Source organism: Colwellia sp. PAMC 20917 (genome assembly GCF_001767295.1).
GTDB lineage: Bacteria > Pseudomonadota > Gammaproteobacteria > Enterobacterales > Alteromonadaceae > Colwellia_A.
In genome coordinates this window covers 1,821,425-1,838,734 of the sequence record NZ_CP014944.1, presented here as the reverse complement: position 1 = coordinate 1,838,734, position 17,310 = coordinate 1,821,425, and the positions used below count along the sequence as shown (strand labels likewise).

The window sequence follows — 17,310 nt, the reverse complement described above, 5'->3', positions numbered from 1 at the left end:
TCTTAAAACGTGAAGGTTAAACCTGCTGATAATTCGCTTTGTATCCACATATCGCTCGATATTGCTATTTTACAATTATTATTATCACAGAAAAGTGCGTCTTGGGAGTCAATGAGTGTCGCATACACTCTTGCACCTAAACGAATCGCTATACGGTCATTGAGTTGTAATTTACTGTAAACCCCTAGGTTTACTGATAGCTTAGTTTCATCATCAAGTTTTTTGGCCTCGGGTGAAAAATGAGTAACACCAAAGCCACCAGAAAACCAAAAGGGGACTAAGCTATTTGAAAGTGGCACACTACCACCGATATGTAGGTAAGTTACCGATAAGTCACTAGTATAAGGGCTTAATAAACTAGTAGGAATTAATTCACTCTTATAGTGACTTATCAGTAATTCACCTTGGCGTTTATTGTCATAAGGCCAAGCAACAATCACCCCAAAACTTGAGCTTTCATCTGTCTCAATTTCTAACGATTGGGACTCACTCATTTCACCAAAGTCACTTGCAATAGTAAAGTCTCCTCCCAAACGGTAACCTGCAAAGGGAGTTACCTCGATAGGTCCAGATTTAGCCGCTAAAGTAGGTAGTGTTAAAAATAAAGAAAATAGTAGAATGAGAAAGCGCATTGAAAGTCCTTTTATGAAAAATTTGATTGGCTGATTAATGAATCGAGTTAATTAAAGACAAAAAAAATCCAGTAATTAATTACTGGATTTTAAGTCATCTATTTAAAAATGAAAGCTTTATTCGCCGTCTAAGAAACTTTTAAGTTGCTCAGAGCGAGAAGGGTGACGTAATTTACGTAACGCTTTTGCTTCGATTTGACGAATACGTTCACGGGTAACATCAAACTGCTTACCCACTTCTTCTAACGTATGATCAGTATTCATGTCGATACCAAAACGCATTCTTAACACTTTAGCTTCACGAGCGGTTAAGCCAGCTAATACTTCGTGTGTCGCATCTTTCAAGTTTTCAGCGGTAGCCGAGTCAACAGGTAGTTCGCCATTACCATCTTCAATAAAATCGCCCAAGTGTGAATCTTCGTCATCACCGATAGGGGTTTCCATTGAAATAGGTTCTTTAGCAATCTTCAATACTTTACGAATCTTATCTTCCGGCATGATCATGCGTTCAGCTAATTCTTCAGGTGTTGGCTCACGTCCCATTTCTTGTAACATCTGACGAGAAATACGATTTAATTTATTAATCGTTTCTATCATATGCACAGGGATACGAATCGTTCTGGCTTGGTCAGCAATTGAACGGGTGATCGCTTGACGGATCCACCACGTTGCATACGTTGAAAATTTGTAACCACGACGGTATTCAAATTTATCAACCGCTTTCATCAAACCAATGTTACCTTCTTGGATTAAATCTAAGAATTGTAAACCACGGTTGGTATATTTTTTAGCAATCGAGATAACTAAACGTAGGTTAGCTTCAACCATTTCTTTTTTCGCACGACGAGCCTTAGCTTCACCGATAGACATACGACGGTTAATATCTTTTATACCGTGTACATTTAAGAACGTTTCTTTTTCTAATTGATTTAATTTATAAATACAACGTTCAACGTCTAACTCAATATCAGATAATTTTGCTGAATAAGCATGACCTGCAGCTTTTTGCTCGTTAAACCAATCTTTAGAGGTTTCATTGCCTGGAAAAATTTTGATAAAGGTTGTTTTAGGCATGCCAGCACCAACAACACAGTGCTTCATGATTAAACGTTCTTGAATACGTAATCTATCCATTACGCTACGCATGTTTTTAACAAGCTTATCAAAAAGTTTAGGGATTAAACGGAATTCTTTAAATACTTCAGCTAAATCATCAATCGCTGCTTGTGCGTCTTTATGACCACGACCTTTAGCATTAATAACTTTATTTGCTTTTTCGTAGGCATTGCGAAGTAGAGTGAACTTTTCTTTAGCAAGTTCAGGACAAGGACCGGTATCTTCTTCTTCCTCATCTTCCTCGTCGCCATCAGACTTATCTTCGTCGTTGAGCTCTTCTTTTGAAAGCTCTGAACCAATATGCGTCGCTGCTGCTGGAATTTCTTCTTCTTCAGCATCAGGGTCTAAAAAGCCAACGATAATATCGGTTAAACGTACTTCTTCAGCTTCAAAGTTGTCCCACATATCGAGCAAGAAATTGATTGCCGGCGGATATTCAGCAACACTACGCTGAACTTCTTTGATGCCTTCTTCAATACGCTTAGCGATAACAATTTCGCCTTTACGCGTTAATAGCTCAACCGTGCCCATTTCACGCATGTACATGCGGACAGGATCAGTCGTTCTACCAATTTCGCTTTCAACCGTAGCAAGTGCTTGGGCAGCTGCTTCAGCAGCATCTTCATCAGTATTACCTTCTGTCATCATCAAGGTGTCTTGATCTGGAGCAGTTTCGAATACCTGAATACCCATGTCGTTGATCATTCTAACGATGTCTTCAACTTGGTCTGAATCGATTATATCTTGTGGCAGGTGATCGTTAACTTGAGCAAAAGTTAAGTAACCTTGCTCTTTACCTTTGGTAATGAGCTCTTTAAGTCTAGATTGTGGGGCTTGATTCATTGACGAGTGTCCACCTAAATTATGGCTATCAAAATGAAAACAGTAAGCCGGAAATTATAGCTAATTGCTTAGTATATTGCCAGCGTTAAAGTTTGTTCAACTTATTTTTGTTTGCTACGCACTTAACAAACTATGTAATTCTTGTTTCTCACTTTTACTTAAGCCAGTTGCATGTTCTTTGGCAAGCAATTGCTCCGTACGTTGTTCAATAAATTTGTTTAAAAAACTTTCTATTACATCAATAAACATCGATTCAGCATTTTCAGGTTCAACATGATGTTGTAAGCACATTAACTTTGTTAATTGGCTACCTTCAGTGGTCCCTCGAAAATGTTCAATAAGCTGAGCACTGTTAATTTTTGAATTTTGTTTACATAAAACTAACAGCCGATTTAGCAAAGGAATACCTGGCATATCGAGTTGTTGTAAAATAGTAATATCCGGTAATGCACTAATGATATGGGGGTGCTCAAGTAATAATGCAATAGCAAGGCGTAATGGTGTTATTTTACTTTGCTTCTTTACTGTACTTGCCTTGTTGTTTTGATTGTTCTTTTTACGTAATTCGTCTAAACGTTTTTCGTTGCCACGGGCGAATTTATTGGCTAATTCAGTCAAAATTGAATCTTTTAAGGTACTATCAGGCAGCTTATTTAAGTAGGGCTGGAAGAGCTCAATCATTTTTGATTTTCCTTCCAAAGTACTCATATTGACTTGCAGAGAAAGGTGATCAAAAAGAAAAACTGACAAGGGTGTGGCGTTATCTAGAATTTCTTCGAAAGCTTGTTGACCTTTTTCTCTGATCAACGAATCAGGGTCTTCACCGTCGGGTAAAAATACAAATTTTAAACTCGTACCATCGTTGATTAAAGGCAGGGCATTCTCCATGGCTCGCCATGCAGCATCTCGGCCTGCTCGGTCACCGTCATAACAACAGATAACTTCTTTAACGGTTCTAAATAAAGTTTGGCATTGTTCTGGGGTGGTTGATGTACCGAGCGACGCTACAGCATAGTCGACACCATGTTGTGCTAATGCCACAACATCCATGTAGCCTTCAACCACGACCAATCGAGACAATTGTTTATTGGCTTGTTTTGCTTCAAATAATCCGTAAAGTTCATGGCCTTTATGATAAATACGTGTTTCTGGAGAGTTTAAATACTTTGGCGTACCATCACCCAATACACGACCACCAAAACCAATAACGCGACCTCGCTTGTCACGAATGGGGAATTGAATACGACCTCTAAAACGATCATAAGGACGATTTTTATCGCCAGGGATTGCCATACCTAAATCTACAAGTTGCTGAGTGGTTTGAGGATTTTTGGCAAAATGGTTCATCATCCCATCCCAAGCGTCACTGATATAACCAATACCAAAGCGCTTCACCACTTCACCGCTTAAACCGCGACCTTTTAAATAATCAATGGCGGTATCTTTATCGGTAGCCACTTTTAATTGTTGTTGATAGAAACGACTGATTTTTTCCATCAGTTCGTAATCATCTTGTTTTTGTTTATGAACTTGTTGCTGCTGCTTTAGTTGCGCAGGGCTCTGGTTATTTTGTTCACGTGGCACTTCCATATTATAATGGGAGGCAAGTTCTTCAATCGCATCAGGGAATTCTAAACGGTCAAATTCCATCAAAAAGGAAATTGCATTGCCGTGTTCTCCACAACCAAAGCAATGATAGAATTGCTTATCTTGGCTAACACTGAACGAGGGAGACTTTTCGGTATGGAATGGGCAACAAGCTTGATAATTTTTGCCGGCTTTCTTTAATGGCACTCGAGAGTCAATTAATTCAACAATATCAGCGCGCGCTAATAAATCATCAATAAATTGTCGAGGGATCATACCAGTCATGTCTACATTTTCTTTGGTTGTTTGTGCGAAGGTTATTTTAAACCTAATTGACCTTTACTGGATAGGTGTTTTTTAACTTCTCACCCAAGTGAAACGCTAAATAGGTATTATATAAAACAATAAAGCCGTGAAAATAAATTTTCACGGCTTTAAAATGTATATTTTAATAAAACGAAAACAGTAAGCTTTAGTAAAATCCGTTATGCATTTAGGGTATTACGAACTTGGCCACTTACTGCGCCTAAGTCTGCTTTGCCTTGCATTAATGGTTTTAATACCGCCATTACTTTACCCATGTCAGCCATTGAAGCAGCACCGGTATCAGCAATAGTTTTGGTAATTAACTGACTAATTTCTTCACTTGAAAGTGGCTGCGGAAGAAAAAATCCTAACGCGGTTACTTCTTCAGCTTCTTTAGCAGCTAACTCATCACGACCACCGTCAGTAAACATTTTGATGGACTCTCTGCGTTGTTTAACCATTTTGGTTAAAATCACAATGATGTTCTCATCAGTTGCTTCAAGGTTATGATCGATTTCGGCTTGCTTAATTGATGAAATGGCCATACGAATAACACCAAGACGACATTTGTCTTTAGCACGCATCGCAACTTTCATTTCATCTCTGAGTTGGTCTATTAAACTCATTTATTTTACTCGATAGTCTTAAATACTACTAAGGTATCTTAGTACATGCGAACGCGGCGAGCGTTTTCACGAGAAACTTTTTTAGCAGCACGCTTAACAGCGGCAGCTTTCTTACGTTTACGTTCCCAAGTAGGCTTTTCGTAAGATTCGCGACGGCGAACTTCTGAAAGGATCCCTGCTTTTTCACATGAACGTTTAAAACGACGTAATGCAACGTCAAATGGTTCGTTTTCTCTAACTTTAATTACTGGCATGTATAACCTTAGTATGTATCTATATGATTGGTGTATCGCTTAAGCATTATTGCTTCGCAAACACCCACTCTATCAAAATTGGGTGACGTATTCTAAAGCTAAGCACTAGTTAAAGTAAAGTGTAATATTTTCTAAAATTAAAATTAACTGATTTAATACTAGTTTTATTATATATCCACTGACCTTTCACGGGGGGAAACGAATAATGATTTATTAAACGTTGTCGCTGACCATTATCTATTTTTCTGATAAAAAAGTAGATCACAACCTTGATCAAATGGGTATAATAGCTAACGTATTTGGCGTTAAAATCGCTCAATAAAATGAAATAAACATTATTTAGGCTTTTAGGTTAAGGGTATTATGCGAATTTTAGGTATAGAAACATCTTGTGATGAAACGGGTATTGCTATTTATGATGACGGTGAAGGTGATTTACCTAAAGGTATTGTAGCCCATCGTTTATATAGTCAAATAGCTGTTCATGCTGACTACGGCGGAGTCGTTCCTGAATTAGCGTCACGAGATCATGTCCGTAAAACAATACCTTTAATTAAAGAAGTGTTAAAAGAAGCTAACTTAACCCCTGCTGATCTAGACGGCGTTGCTTATACTGCAGGGCCTGGTTTAGTGGGGGCATTATTAGTAGGCTGTTCAATTGGCAGAAGCTTAGCTTATGGCTGGGGACTTCCGGCTGTGCCTGTTCATCATATGGAAGGGCATTTACTTGCGCCTATGTTAGAAGAAAACGTGCCAGAGTTTCCTTTTGTTGCCCTGCTTGTTTCGGGTGGACATACTATGCTAGTGCGTGTTGACGGCATTGGTCGATATGAATTACTCGGTGAATCAGTTGACGATGCTGCGGGTGAAGCGTTTGATAAAACAGCTAAGTTACTTGGGCTTGATTACCCCGGCGGGCCTGCTTTATCGAAGATGGCTGAAAAAGGCACAAAAGGGCGTTATAAATTGCCGCGTCCAATGACAGATCGTCCAGGTTTAGATTTTAGCTTTAGTGGTTTAAAAACCGCTGCCGGTACCGTTATTCGCAAAGAAATAGCGTTACAAAAAGCACAAGGCAATGAAGGTATGGATGAACAAACTCATGCCGATGTCGCTTATGCATTTCAAGAAGCGGTTGTTGATACCTTAGCAATAAAATGTCGCCGTGCTTTGCAGCAGTGTGAGTTAAAACGTTTAGTGATTGCTGGTGGCGTTAGCGCCAACACATCGCTTCGAGAAAAATTAGCGGAAATTACTAAAAAGCTCGGTGGAGAAGTTTTTTATCCACGTCCTGAGTTTTGTACTGATAATGGCGCGATGATAGCTTATGCAGGCTTGCAACGTTTAAAAGCAGGAACAGATGCAGATTTGTCGTTTAAAGCGACACCACGTTGGCCTTTAGATACTTTACCTGCGGTATAACGAGCGGTAAAGTTGGCACATTAATGACTTCATTTGGCCTTAGTAAAGGATATTTTACCTTCATCTCCTTTCATTAATCGCCAGATGTTGTCTTTATGGCGAAAAATAATTAATACCGAGAGCATCATCACTGGGTACATATATAGAGGCTTTAACAGCCAAATATAAAAAGGTGCAAGCGATACCGTAATAATAGCGGCTAGGCTTGAATATCGGGTAAAATAAATCACACTTACCCAGGTCAGTATCAATAACCCCCCAAGATCTAAACCTATCGGTAATAATACACCCAGTGCGGTTGCAACGCCTTTTCCGCCTCTAAAGTTAAAAAATATAGGGTACATATGGCCTAAACAAGCAGCCAATGCTATTAACCCTAAATTAAGGGGTTCTAAATCAAGGAAATAAGCGCCCCACACCGGAATAGTGCCTTTGAGGATATCAAAGACCAGCACCAGTGCAGCGATGAATTTGTTACTGATACGCAAAACATTGGTGGCGCCAGGATTGTTTGAGCCGGTAGTGCGAGGATCTGGAAGTTTTAATAGCTTACACAATAAAATAGCACTAGAAATCGAACCGACCAAATAGGCAGCAAGCATTATTATCAGTGTTACTAATAGAGCGCTAATACAAAAACCTCCCAATTCATTGTTAAAATGATAGTTAATTATAACAAGTTTTCAACAATTTTAGATATTCTAGCCTTTCATAATGTCAATGGAAATAAGTTTTTCTATCGTCTATTAATAAAAAAAATGAATTGATCCGTCAACCACTAGTTTTTATAACTTTGCACAGGTAAAATCGACCTATATTTTTAGTTGTTTTATTAAAGATGAGTGTACGTTAATGGATAAAGTTTATATTGAAGGCTTGAGTATTCAAACCACCATAGGTTTTTTCGATTGGGAAAAAGAAATCAAACAAACCTTAGTGATTGATTTAGTTATGGGGTGGGATACCGCCAAACCGGCCGAAAATGATGAGCTAGCTAAAACACTCGATTATGCCGACATATCAGTAAAAATAGCTGAATTTGCTAATAAAAATCCCGTAGATTTAATTGAAACATTAGCAGAGCGTTTGGCTAAATTCTTAATTGAAACTTATCAGATCCCTTGGCTTAAATTAAAAGTAGCCAAGCCTAATGCGGTGCATAATGCCATCACAGTTGGCGTTGAAATTGAACGTGGTAGCCAATCAAATAACAGTAATCATGGGTAATGGCGCGTTTATATATTTCGCTTGGCAGTAATGTAGACCGTCAGCACTATTTACAGACAGGATTGACTGCCCTTGAAGCGCTGCTTGGTGAGTTAACGCTATCATCTTTATTTGCTAGTAAAGCCGTAGGATTCGACGGTGCTGAATTTTATAATATGGTGATCGGTGCGACGACCGAACTTAATATAGTACAAGTGGCTAAAGCACTCCGCGAAATTGAGCTTAACAACGGTCGAGAAATTGATGCTAAAAAATATAGCCCACGCACCTTAGATTTAGATTTATTACTGTTTGACGATTTAGTGTTGGACACTCCAGCACAAATTCCACGTGCCGAGATCACAGAAAATGCCTTTGTTTTATGGCCATTGGCTGAAGTAGCGCCAGATCTTAAACACCCCATTTTAAAAAAATCGTACCAACAACTTTGGCAAGCTTACGATAAAACACAACAACAAATAACCACAGTAGACTTTTCTTGGTCAAGCCAATTATAAAAGTTAGACATTAAAAAATTGAATTATACATAAGGAATATAATAAGCAATGACCATTACAGAGATATTTATTTTAGCGATTCTCCAAGGATTAACGGAGTTTTTACCGGTATCAAGTTCAGCACATTTAATCTTACCCTCAGCTGTTTTAGGCTGGAAAGACCAAGGTTTAGCACTCGATGTTGCTTTGCATGTTGGAACATTACTCGCGGTTGTTTTATATTTTCGTAAAGATGTTGCGAATATGGCTGTTGCTTGGGTGGGCAGTATAAAAGGTGATAATACTAGTTTTGATGGCAAGCTTGCCTGGTGGATATTATTTGCGACTATCCCATTAGGAATATTTGGTTTGCTCGGCAAAGACTTTATCGAAGCACATTTACGTACTGCGTTGGTTATTGCTGCTACTACCTTAATTTTTGGATTTTTACTGGGTTTTGCTGACATTAAAGCGGGTAAAAGAAAAGCGACTGAGCATATTGATTTTGAAAAGCTAGGATTTAAAGGGGCTATGCTGATTGGTTTAGCACAGGCGGTAGCATTAATTCCGGGTACATCGCGTTCAGGTATAACAATGACTATCGGTTTGATGCTTGGCTTAAGTCGAGAAAATGCCGCTAGATTTTCTTTCTTATTGTCAATTCCTGCCATTGCGATGGCGGGGAGTTATTTAACATTAAAATTAATGACTGAAACGGGTCCTGTTGATTGGAATGCTATTGGTATTGGCAGTGTGTTAGCTTTTTTTAGTGCTTATGCCTGCATTCACTACTTTCTTATTCTATTGGAAAAAGTCGGTATGATGCCATTTGTTATCTATCGCTTAGTTCTGGGTGTCGCATTACTTTGGTTTGTGCTGGGTTGATTGATCTAAACCTGTGCTGCTATCGTTTAGTTAATTATAAAAAATAATAATAAGAAATTTAAATATGCGATTTAATTGTTAAATACGCATCTAAATATAAATAAATACAAATTTAATATATAAAAGTGAGTAACGAATGAATTTATCATTAACCGAAGAACAGATGATGATTCAAGATATGGCAAAAAAATTCGCTGAAAGCGAATTAGCTCCTGTAGCGGCCGAACTTGATGAAACCCAAGATCAAACACTTTTCCTCAACAACCTTGCGCAGTTAACTGAACTGGGTTTTATGGGCTTAAATATTAAAGCAGAATATGGTGGCGTAGAAGCAGGCACGGTTGCTTTTAGCTTAGCGATAACAGAAATAGCACGCGCATGTGCAGCAACTGCAGTAACAACATCAGTGACAAATATGGTTGCTGAAGTTATTCAAGCGGTTGGTAATGAAGAGCAAAAGCAAAAGTATTTACCTAAAATATGTAGTGGTGAATATAAAGCCGGTGCTTTTTGTTTAACAGAGAATGACGCCGGTTCAGATCCTGCTGGCATGAAGACTTCTGCGGTTCTCGACGGTGATGCCTACGTACTCAATGGCAGCAAACTCTATATTACCAGTGCCAGCTTTGCTGACATCTTTGTTGTTTGGGCGGTAACGGACGCGACCGCTCGAAAAGGTAAGGGTATTTCATGTTTCTTAGTGGAAGCAAATACACCAGGTATTACGGTCAGTAAACCAGAAGAAAAAATGGGGCAAAAAGCATCACCTACTAATGAAGTGAGCTTTAGTAATTGTCGGATACCTGCTAGTGCCATGATGGGCAAAGAAAATAAAGGCTTTGGCGTTGCGGTTGGCGAACTTGCGGGCGGTCGAATTGGTATTGGTTCATTAGCGCTAGGCATTGGTTTAGCCGCCATGGATTACGCCCGTGCCTTTATCACCGAACGTAAGCAATTTGGTCAAGCATTATCAAACTTCCAAGGTTTACAATGGAAACTTGCCGAACGTTACACAGATTTAGAGGCAGCCCGTTTATTGTTAATGCAAGCTGCTTATACTAAAGAACAAGGTTTACCCTTTGGTAAAGCCGCTTCTATGGCGAAGTTATTTGCCGCAGAAAAAGCGAATACTGCTTGTTATGACGCTTTGCAATTAATGGGTGGTGCTGGCTATATTAAAGAATATCCGCTTGAGCGCATGGCTCGCGACGTACGTATTACCACTATTTATGAAGGTACTAGCGAGATCCAAAAAATCATTATTGCTCGTGAGTTATTAAACGAAGTCTAATTATTATTAGACTTATATAATACGAAAGCTGAACGTCCCTTTATTGATAGGCGTTCAGCTTTTTGTATTAAGGCACTTGCGCTTTTTATAATTGCCCCAAAATATAGATTATAGACGCTCATCAATAAACTAAATGGAAGTGAATGTGACTACAAATGCCATTGAAATTACCCTAGAAAATTTTCAACAAATTATTTTAGAAGAATCAAAATCGAAGTTAGTCTTAGTTGACTTTTGGGCGGCACAGGTCCCTGAAAGTTTGGAGCTTAAAGATAAGCTAGCCATTGGCTTGCAGGGTTTTGAACAGTATATATTATACGCCACGGTTGATTGTCAAACTCAGCAACAAATTGCCCAACAATTTGGTATTCAAGGTTTACCTACGGCTATTTTAGTGAAAGATGGCCAACCACTTGATGGTTTAACTGGGCCACAAGATGACGACAATATAAAAGAATTTTTAGCGAATCATTTACCTAAAGAAGAAGACTTATTACTTATTCAGGCGCAAAAGTTATTAGCTGATAATAATATTAATGATGCCTTTACGGCGATTAATAGTGCTTATCAACTTAATAGTGAACGTGCAGACATCAAATTAATGATGGCAGATGTTTATTTACAAACGGGTAAAATAAGCGAAGCCGAATCTTTATTGACCACCATTTTAATGGTTGACCAAGACAGCCACTATCAAGCGCTTATCGCTAAACTTGAGCTTGCCAGTCAAGCCGCGGACTCACCAGAAATTAAAGCACTAGAAGCACAGTTAGTGGACGACGTTGACAACGTTGCTCTACAACATCAACTTGTTGCGCAATACAGCCAAGTCAATCGACATGAAGAAGCGTTGACGTTACTGTTTCGTTTAATGCAAAAAGACAGTAGTGATGCTGCGAGCAAAGAGCTTTATCTTGATGTGTTGAAGGCTTTACCTGATGGCGACCCATTAGCCAATAAATTCCGCAGAAAACTGTATACGTTGATGTATTAAATCAGTACTTGGCAGCAGATGCGTGACACTGATTGTTTCAGTGTCCGCACTTTGTTAGAAATGAGATTTTATTCTCAAGCTGACAATATTGCTTTAAGCCTATGATGGTTTTAATTTACTCACGAACGTTTTTCTAAATTTCGCGAGCTTAGGCGAAACAATCGCCTGACAGTAAGGATTACCAGGATTATTATTGAAATAGTCTTGATGAACATCTTCACCAGAAAAGAACTCTGACGCTTGAGTTACTTCGGTCACAACTGCTGAGTTATACATATTGCTGGCGTCGACCTCTTTAATAATATCTTCAGCAATTTGCTGTTGTTCTTTGCTGTGATAAAAAACCCCTGAGCGATACTGGGTTCCTATATCGTTGCCTTGACGATTTAATTGGCTGGCATCGTGTAGCGTAAAAAACACTTCTAATATTTCACGACAAGTGATCGCTGCGCTATCAAAAGTTAACTGCACGACTTCTGCATGGCCGGTTTGACCCGAGCAAACGTCTTCATAAGTTGCTAGCGCTGCGCTACCACCCATATAACCTGATACGGCAGATTTAATGCCGATTAATTGGTTGTATGCACCTTCAATACACCAAAAGCAACCGCCTGCCAGGGTGATTTTTTCTTCATGTGATGACATTAAAATAAACCTTAATAAATTTGATTAAAATAACTGTATAACAATAGACGTTTAGATGTCTATATGTTTTTATTTGAAATTTATAATAAACTGTTTTTGATCAGTTAAAAATATAAATATTAGCGTAACATCAACAAATAGGATTAACCAATATAAAACATTATGTCTTTATTTTTTAGAACGTTTAATCAAGTTCGCACCGTTCTTTTATTGCGTAGTGTGGCTATTATTATTCAGCTGATATTAATACTTTTTGTTAATGGCGCATGAAAAACCATGGCTACAGCTGTTGGTTGGCCGATAACATTAATGATGCATTGTTAACCTGTCATGGTCAATTGCCAGAATTCATATTGCTTGATATGAAACTCCATCATGAAAGTGGCTTAAATTTGATTAATCCGATGAGGAAGCTATTGCCAAAGAGTCGTATTATTTTGTTAACCGGTTTTGCCAGTATCGCTACTGCTGTTGACGCAATAAAGCTTGGCGCAGATGATTACTTAGCCAAGCCGGTCGATACACAGACTTTATTATCGGCCTTAGCTAAAACGCTAACAGTTCGTCGCTAAAAAAATCAACATTGGTTGCAAATTTAGCAACAAACATTATCAATGAACCAACGTTGTCAACCGAGCAGATTGAATGAGAGTATATTCAACAAGTCTTAAAATTTAATAATGGTAATGTTTCAGCAACGGCACGTTAGCTTTAATGCACCACAGAACGTTACAACGTAAATTACAGAAAAAACTACCGTTAATGGCGAAGTTGATTAACCTTAGTTTTCAAAATTATAAGCAATATGCTGATGAAACCTTAACGTTAATTCATCTTTATTAATGGGGATTTCGAGTTCGGTCGCTAATAAACGCATTGCCTGTTCTATTTGGTTAATAAACTTGCCATAGCCACTATGTTGGGAGTCTTCTGCGGTAGCCACAAAGATAAATTGTACGTTATCAACTAACTCATCGGCTTTCCATTTACTCACCAAGCCACAGGGACTCTGTTTAGGGTTATAACCTAACATTTGTAACTCACCCATCTTAGAAATTATTTCATGCAAACTATATCGGACAATGGGGACTAAACCATTAGCGATTAACGCTCCATTATTTAAATTAAAGCGCTTAGCCACCAGTGAAAAAGTATCGGTTAAATAAGTATAAAGCGGATTGTATGGATCTTTAGAATTGGCATCAATATCAACTAAACCCAATAAACGATTATCAACCGTTAGATTAATTACCGCATAACTTATTGCCGATGCGTTCGGTGTTATAACAACGTTTTGTGATTTATAGCGTTCATCAATAGGCCGTAATTTATGCGCTTGTGTGCCTAGGCAGCCTTTATTTTTAGCAAATAAATCATAGGTAAGGTGTTGATGATCACGTAAACGTATCGCTCTGTTAGGTAATTTTGTTTGCTCGATAAAACTATGCAGTAGCCGAGTCACTTTTTGATGAAATGCCGATGCATTAAAGCGAATGTCGTCGCCAGAGGCTAAAAAAAGTAGGGTGATCTTTTTTGCGCGAATACTGGCATCAAAAAAAGAATTTTGTAATTGATGATTTTGAGGATCGTAATAAAATAAAATTTGCTGGCTGGTTTGCCATTGGTGCATTTCTTGACTGTAGCGAACGCGAACTAATTTGTCATTAGCAATAAATAAGCTACTTTGTATCGCATAGTCATTACTTAGCGTAAATAATAATTGTGATAAACTTTGATAAAAATCATAGTAAGGTTGAGTGCTATGCGTTGAAATATTTGGAGAAATTAACTCTATTAATTCATCGGTAATGGCAAACTCAGCTAAAATATATTGGTTATCTCGCGCATTTGAAGGAATATAAGCTTTGTGCGCCGCACTGCGTTTTCTTATTATAGACATGTTCGTTCCCTGTTTGAAGTTAGTCGATAAACTTGTGATGATTATAAAGAGACCTTGTGACACTTTTATGATGTTAAAAGGTTTTGAGTTATTATCCCGACAGTAAAATTTAATAAGTAGAGAAACTATGTTTTCAGATCAACAAGCTTTGCTCGACGCTGTAAATCAAATAATGCCTTTTGGAAAATATGCAGGTAGACCCTTACTAAAATTGCCAGAGCCTTACTTAGTGTGGTTTAAATCAAAAGGTTTTCCTGAAGGTAAGCTAGGACAGCAACTTGAATTAATTTACGAAATAAAACTCAATGGTCTTGAAGGCATGTTAGAACCACTGTTACGCTCAAGTCGCTTAGGTATTCCACAACATTAAAATAATTTTTTATATAAAAATAATTTTTAATAATCATAGGTAATAACGCTTGTTGGTAACAAATTGTTTTATTTATTTAATCTTATAATTAGGATTTTTCAGCTCTCAATCATTAACTGTCGAACACTTTTTAATCGTAATTTTACTTGATTTAGCCTCTTGCTTATTCTTAACTGAATTGTCGACTGCTGTTTTATTCGACAAGTATTAATAAGTATCACCAAAACAATGATGGAGAGTTATCAATGCAAACAAAGAAAAGAGATCGTCTAGGCAGAGCACATTCCAATGGTTATAAAGCAGGCCTCACCGGAAAAACAAAAGAAAAATGTCCTTATCAAAATACGGATGCAAAATCAGAATGGCTAGGGGGTTGGCGTGATGCGTTAACGGATAAAAATCTAGGACTATTCAAGTTATAAGTTAACATCTTATTTTTAATAAAAAGGAGCCCTTTGTTGATGTTTACCAAGGGCTGTATCTTTTTTTAGTTAAGCTTATACTTGTTCAGGCAACTGCCAATTTATCGGAGTCATTTTTTTTGATGTTTACCAATGGCTGTATCTTTTTTAGTTAAGCTTATACTTGTTCAGGCAACTGCCAATTTATCGGAGTCATTTTTTTTGATGTTTACCAAGGACTGTATCTTTTTTTAGTTAACCTTATGCTTGTTCAGGCAACTGCCAGTTTATCGGAGTCATATTTTTTGATTGTAACCATTGGTTGGTTTTTGAGAAATGCTGACAGCCAAAAAAACCGCGATATGCCGATAAAGGTGAAGGATGAGGCCCGTTTAATACAAAATGCTTTTCGGTATTAATGTTTTTTCCTTTCTTTTGCGCATGAGCTCCCCAAAGTAAGAATACACAACCGCTACTTTCTTGATTAATGTGCTTTATTACTGCATCAGTAAATGTTTCCCAACCTAACTTAGCATGAGAATGAGCCTGTGCTTGTTTGACGGTTAAAACCGTATTCAGTAATAGCACCCCTTGCTCTGCCCACTGCGTTAAGCAACCGTGGCTTGGCTTATTAAAGTCAGCAAACTCATTAACAAGCTCTTTATAAATATTGACTAAAGAAGGTGGGACTTTAATGCCGGGTTGCACAGAAAAAGCAAGTCCGTGAGCTTGATCTTCACCGTGATAGGGGTCTTGCCCTAAAATAACCACTTTAGTGTCTTTAATATCTTGATAACAAAAGGCATTAAAAATATCGTTTTGCGCAGGAAAGATAACTTCGCCCTTTGCTCGTTGTTGAGAAATTACTTGGTTTAGTTCAATGAAATATGGCTTGGCTTGTTCTTGATTAATAAGTTGTTGCCATTGCGGCTTAATATTTTGATTTATCATGAGGTATAAAAATGGCCGTTAATCTAAATTAACGACCATTATAAACGTGTTTTTAACTGAACGAAATTAGTGATCGTTTAATAATAAATAATCACGTAAGTCGCTAAAGTTAGCGGCCATATCTTTTGATAAAATGGTTTCGCTGGCGCAGTCAGCAAGTTCTTTTGGTAAACCGATTGGTTGTCCTAAAATACTTTCAACCACCTCTTTGAATTTTGCTGGGTGTGCGGTGCCTAAAAATACACCAAATTCACCTTCATCTGCATTGTACTGTAACGCTTTATAGGCAACGGCTGCATGTGGTTCACTGATGTAACCCAGCTTGGCTAACTGTAAAACAGTTGACTGTGTTTGTTCTTCATCAATTGAAACTGAACTAATACAATCGCTAGGAACTATGCCAGACTTTAGCATATGTTCAACGCGAGGCCAGTTATTTGGATCGCTAACATCCATAGCATTTGAAATGGTCGCTACAGTAGCATTAGGCGTCCACTCACCTGTTTTTAGGTAACGAGGCACAGTATCGTTGGCATTTGTTGCCGCAATAAATCTTTTTATCGGTAAACCGAGTGCTTTAGCAAATAAACCAGCGGTTAAGTTACCAAAGTTACCACTGGGAATCGATACCACAACATCGTTTAATTCGCTTTTACACTTTTGACGAGATAACTGTGCAAACCCTTCAAAGTAGTAACATACCTGAGCTAATAAGCGGCTGATATTTATTGAGTTAGCTGAATTTAAACCTATAGTAGTAGCGAGCTCTCTATCATCGAATGACTTTTTAACTAACGCCTGACAATCATCAAAACTCCCGTCGATAGCGAGTGTTTCAATATTGCCGCCTAAGGTCGTAAACATTTTTTCTTGTAGCAGGCTGATTTTTCCTTTCGGATATAAGATCACCACACGAATATTTTCAATGTTATGAAAAGCATGAGCAACCGCCGCGCCTGTGTCACCTGAGGTCGCCGTTAATATAGTGATCTTTTTATCTTTGCTAAAAACTTGCAAACATTTAGCCATAAAACGCGCGCCAAAATCTTTAAAGGCGAGTGTTGGACCATGAAAAAGCTCTAATATAGCTCTGTCTTTATTGATGGGTTGAATTTGTGCTGGAAAGTTAAAAGCACTGGTTACAATCTCAGTTAATTGCGCTTTAGTTAAATCACCTTCTACAAACGGGTAGAGGACATGTACACTTCTTTCAACTAAAGGCATAGCGAGTAATTCATCGATATTATCTAACACTGGGATTGTTTCAGGAAAAAAGAGTCCCTGATTTTTTCCTAGTCCTTGCTTAACCGCACCAGCAAAACTGACTTGTTCATCGTTTTCTTTTAAATTATAAAATTTCACAACATATTCCTAATAAATTTGG

At 38.0% G+C, this 17,310-nt stretch carries 18 protein-coding genes and 1 pseudogene; 9 read left to right on the top strand and 10 right to left on the bottom strand.

Annotated features, from left to right (window positions below):
• Positions 1-2 precede the first annotated feature (2 nt).
• From A3Q34_RS07825 to rpsU, 5 genes are all read right to left on the bottom strand, one after another.
• Entirely contained in the window at positions 3-632 is a 630-nt protein-coding gene (locus A3Q34_RS07825; protein ID WP_070374852.1) for a hypothetical protein, read from the bottom strand.
• Positions 633-749: 117 nt separating this feature from the next.
• Positions 750-2,591 carry an RNA polymerase sigma factor RpoD gene (gene rpoD, locus A3Q34_RS07820; protein WP_070374851.1) on the bottom strand — a complete coding sequence of 614 codons (1,842 nt, stop codon included), beginning with the start codon at positions 2,589-2,591 and terminating at the stop codon, positions 750-752.
• A 114-nt stretch (positions 2,592-2,705) separates the two neighbouring features.
• Positions 2,706-4,463: a DNA primase gene (gene dnaG / locus A3Q34_RS07815; protein ID WP_070374850.1), complete on the bottom strand. Its 1,758-nt coding sequence runs from the start codon at positions 4,461-4,463 to the stop codon at positions 2,706-2,708.
• Between the two features lie 200 nt (positions 4,464-4,663).
• The gene (locus A3Q34_RS07810; protein ID WP_070374849.1) at positions 4,664-5,110 is read right to left on the bottom strand and encodes a GatB/YqeY domain-containing protein; all 447 of its coding nucleotides are present in this window, start codon (positions 5,108-5,110) and stop codon (positions 4,664-4,666) included.
• A 38-nt stretch (positions 5,111-5,148) separates the two neighbouring features.
• Positions 5,149-5,364 carry a 30S ribosomal protein S21 gene (gene rpsU, locus A3Q34_RS07805; RefSeq protein WP_011045067.1) on the bottom strand — a complete coding sequence of 72 codons (216 nt, stop codon included), beginning with the start codon at positions 5,362-5,364 and terminating at the stop codon, positions 5,149-5,151.
• Between the two features lie 363 nt (positions 5,365-5,727).
• Here rpsU and tsaD point away from each other — a divergent pair, with 363 nt between their 5' ends.
• Complete coding sequence (gene tsaD / locus A3Q34_RS07800; RefSeq protein WP_070374848.1) at positions 5,728-6,786, top strand: tRNA (adenosine(37)-N6)-threonylcarbamoyltransferase complex transferase subunit TsaD; 1,059 nt, start codon at positions 5,728-5,730, stop codon at positions 6,784-6,786.
• Between the two features lie 29 nt (positions 6,787-6,815).
• Here the strand turns inward: tsaD and plsY are convergent, their stop codons facing one another.
• A complete protein-coding gene (plsY, locus tag A3Q34_RS07795) occupies positions 6,816-7,418 on the bottom strand; it encodes a glycerol-3-phosphate 1-O-acyltransferase PlsY (protein ID WP_269447191.1) in 603 nt (200 codons plus the stop codon).
• Between the two features lie 220 nt (positions 7,419-7,638).
• On the opposite strand from plsY, the gene folB reads away from it, so the two are divergent.
• The 5 genes from folB to A3Q34_RS07770 all read left to right on the top strand — a co-directional run bounded on the left by folB (position 7,639) and on the right by A3Q34_RS07770 (position 11,659).
• Positions 7,639-8,013 carry a dihydroneopterin aldolase gene (folB, locus tag A3Q34_RS07790; RefSeq protein WP_070374846.1) on the top strand — a complete coding sequence of 125 codons (375 nt, stop codon included), beginning with the start codon at positions 7,639-7,641 and terminating at the stop codon, positions 8,011-8,013.
• On the top strand, positions 8,013-8,510 hold the full coding sequence (gene folK, locus A3Q34_RS07785) for a 2-amino-4-hydroxy-6-hydroxymethyldihydropteridine diphosphokinase (RefSeq protein WP_070374845.1): 498 nt from the start codon (positions 8,013-8,015) through the stop codon (positions 8,508-8,510). Before folB ends, folK begins: the two co-directional genes overlap by 1 nt.
• Before the next feature lie 48 nt (positions 8,511-8,558).
• Positions 8,559-9,374, top strand: a complete 816-nt coding sequence (locus A3Q34_RS07780) for an undecaprenyl-diphosphate phosphatase (RefSeq protein ID WP_070374844.1) — start codon at positions 8,559-8,561, stop codon at positions 9,372-9,374.
• Positions 9,375-9,510: 136 nt separating this feature from the next.
• Positions 9,511-10,665 (top strand): acyl-CoA dehydrogenase family protein, encoded by a 1,155-nt coding sequence (locus A3Q34_RS07775; RefSeq protein WP_070374843.1) that lies wholly within the window; start codon positions 9,511-9,513, stop codon positions 10,663-10,665.
• Positions 10,666-10,810: 145 nt separating this feature from the next.
• Positions 10,811-11,659, top strand: a complete 849-nt coding sequence (locus A3Q34_RS07770) for a tetratricopeptide repeat protein (protein ID WP_231907454.1) — start codon at positions 10,811-10,813, stop codon at positions 11,657-11,659.
• A 99-nt stretch (positions 11,660-11,758) separates the two neighbouring features.
• Here A3Q34_RS07770 and msrA read toward each other — a convergent pair whose 3' ends face one another.
• Positions 11,759-12,304, bottom strand: a complete 546-nt coding sequence (msrA, locus tag A3Q34_RS07765; RefSeq protein ID WP_070374841.1) for a peptide-methionine (S)-S-oxide reductase MsrA — start codon at positions 12,302-12,304, stop codon at positions 11,759-11,761.
• Between the two features lie 266 nt (positions 12,305-12,570).
• Between msrA and A3Q34_RS21255 the strand changes: the two are divergent.
• A pseudogene (locus A3Q34_RS21255) lies at positions 12,571-13,057 on the top strand (response regulator transcription factor); the annotation flags it as partial.
• A gap of 28 nt (positions 13,058-13,085) precedes the next feature.
• Here A3Q34_RS21255 and A3Q34_RS07755 read toward each other — a convergent pair.
• Entirely contained in the window at positions 13,086-14,204 is a 1,119-nt protein-coding gene (locus A3Q34_RS07755; RefSeq protein WP_070374840.1) for a DUF3083 family protein, read from the bottom strand.
• Between the two features lie 127 nt (positions 14,205-14,331).
• Here A3Q34_RS07755 and A3Q34_RS07750 point away from each other — a divergent pair, with 127 nt between their 5' ends.
• Positions 14,332-14,574 carry a DUF3820 family protein gene (locus tag A3Q34_RS07750; protein WP_070374839.1) on the top strand — a complete coding sequence of 81 codons (243 nt, stop codon included), beginning with the start codon at positions 14,332-14,334 and terminating at the stop codon, positions 14,572-14,574.
• A gap of 245 nt (positions 14,575-14,819) precedes the next feature.
• Positions 14,820-14,996, top strand: a complete 177-nt coding sequence (rmf, locus tag A3Q34_RS07745) for a ribosome modulation factor (protein ID WP_070374838.1) — start codon at positions 14,820-14,822, stop codon at positions 14,994-14,996.
• A 240-nt stretch (positions 14,997-15,236) separates the two neighbouring features.
• Here the strand turns inward: rmf and ung are convergent, their stop codons facing one another.
• Both ung and thrC read right to left on the bottom strand, forming a co-directional pair.
• Positions 15,237-15,926, bottom strand: coding sequence for a uracil-DNA glycosylase (ung, locus tag A3Q34_RS07740; RefSeq protein WP_070374837.1), 690 nt, complete (start codon positions 15,924-15,926; stop codon positions 15,237-15,239).
• 66 nt (positions 15,927-15,992) lie between these two features.
• Positions 15,993-17,288 carry a threonine synthase gene (gene thrC / locus A3Q34_RS07735; protein WP_070374836.1) on the bottom strand — a complete coding sequence of 432 codons (1,296 nt, stop codon included), beginning with the start codon at positions 17,286-17,288 and terminating at the stop codon, positions 15,993-15,995.
• Positions 17,289-17,310: the final 22 nt, after the last annotated feature.

Coding starts and splice junctions, on each gene's coding strand:
- A3Q34_RS07825 (WP_070374852.1), bottom strand. CDS start 632: ATGCGCTTTCTCATTCTACTATTTTCTTTATTTTTAACACTACCTACT.
- rpoD (WP_070374851.1), bottom strand. CDS start 2,591: ATGAATCAAGCCCCACAATCTAGACTTAAAGAGCTCATTACCAAAGGT.
- dnaG (WP_070374850.1), bottom strand. CDS start 4,463: ATGACTGGTATGATCCCTCGACAATTTATTGATGATTTATTAGCGCGC.
- A3Q34_RS07810 (WP_070374849.1), bottom strand. CDS start 5,110: ATGAGTTTAATAGACCAACTCAGAGATGAAATGAAAGTTGCGATGCGT.
- rpsU (WP_011045067.1), bottom strand. CDS start 5,364: ATGCCAGTAATTAAAGTTAGAGAAAACGAACCATTTGACGTTGCATTA.
- tsaD (WP_070374848.1), top strand. CDS start 5,728: ATGCGAATTTTAGGTATAGAAACATCTTGTGATGAAACGGGTATTGCT.
- folB (WP_070374846.1), top strand. CDS start 7,639: ATGGATAAAGTTTATATTGAAGGCTTGAGTATTCAAACCACCATAGGT.
- folK (WP_070374845.1), top strand. CDS start 8,013: ATGGCGCGTTTATATATTTCGCTTGGCAGTAATGTAGACCGTCAGCAC.
- A3Q34_RS07780 (WP_070374844.1), top strand. CDS start 8,559: ATGACCATTACAGAGATATTTATTTTAGCGATTCTCCAAGGATTAACG.
- A3Q34_RS07775 (WP_070374843.1), top strand. CDS start 9,511: ATGAATTTATCATTAACCGAAGAACAGATGATGATTCAAGATATGGCA.
- msrA (WP_070374841.1), bottom strand. CDS start 12,304: ATGTCATCACATGAAGAAAAAATCACCCTGGCAGGCGGTTGCTTTTGG.
- A3Q34_RS07755 (WP_070374840.1), bottom strand. CDS start 14,204: ATGTCTATAATAAGAAAACGCAGTGCGGCGCACAAAGCTTATATTCCT.
- A3Q34_RS07750 (WP_070374839.1), top strand. CDS start 14,332: ATGTTTTCAGATCAACAAGCTTTGCTCGACGCTGTAAATCAAATAATG.
- rmf (WP_070374838.1), top strand. CDS start 14,820: ATGCAAACAAAGAAAAGAGATCGTCTAGGCAGAGCACATTCCAATGGT.
- ung (WP_070374837.1), bottom strand. CDS start 15,926: ATGATAAATCAAAATATTAAGCCGCAATGGCAACAACTTATTAATCAA.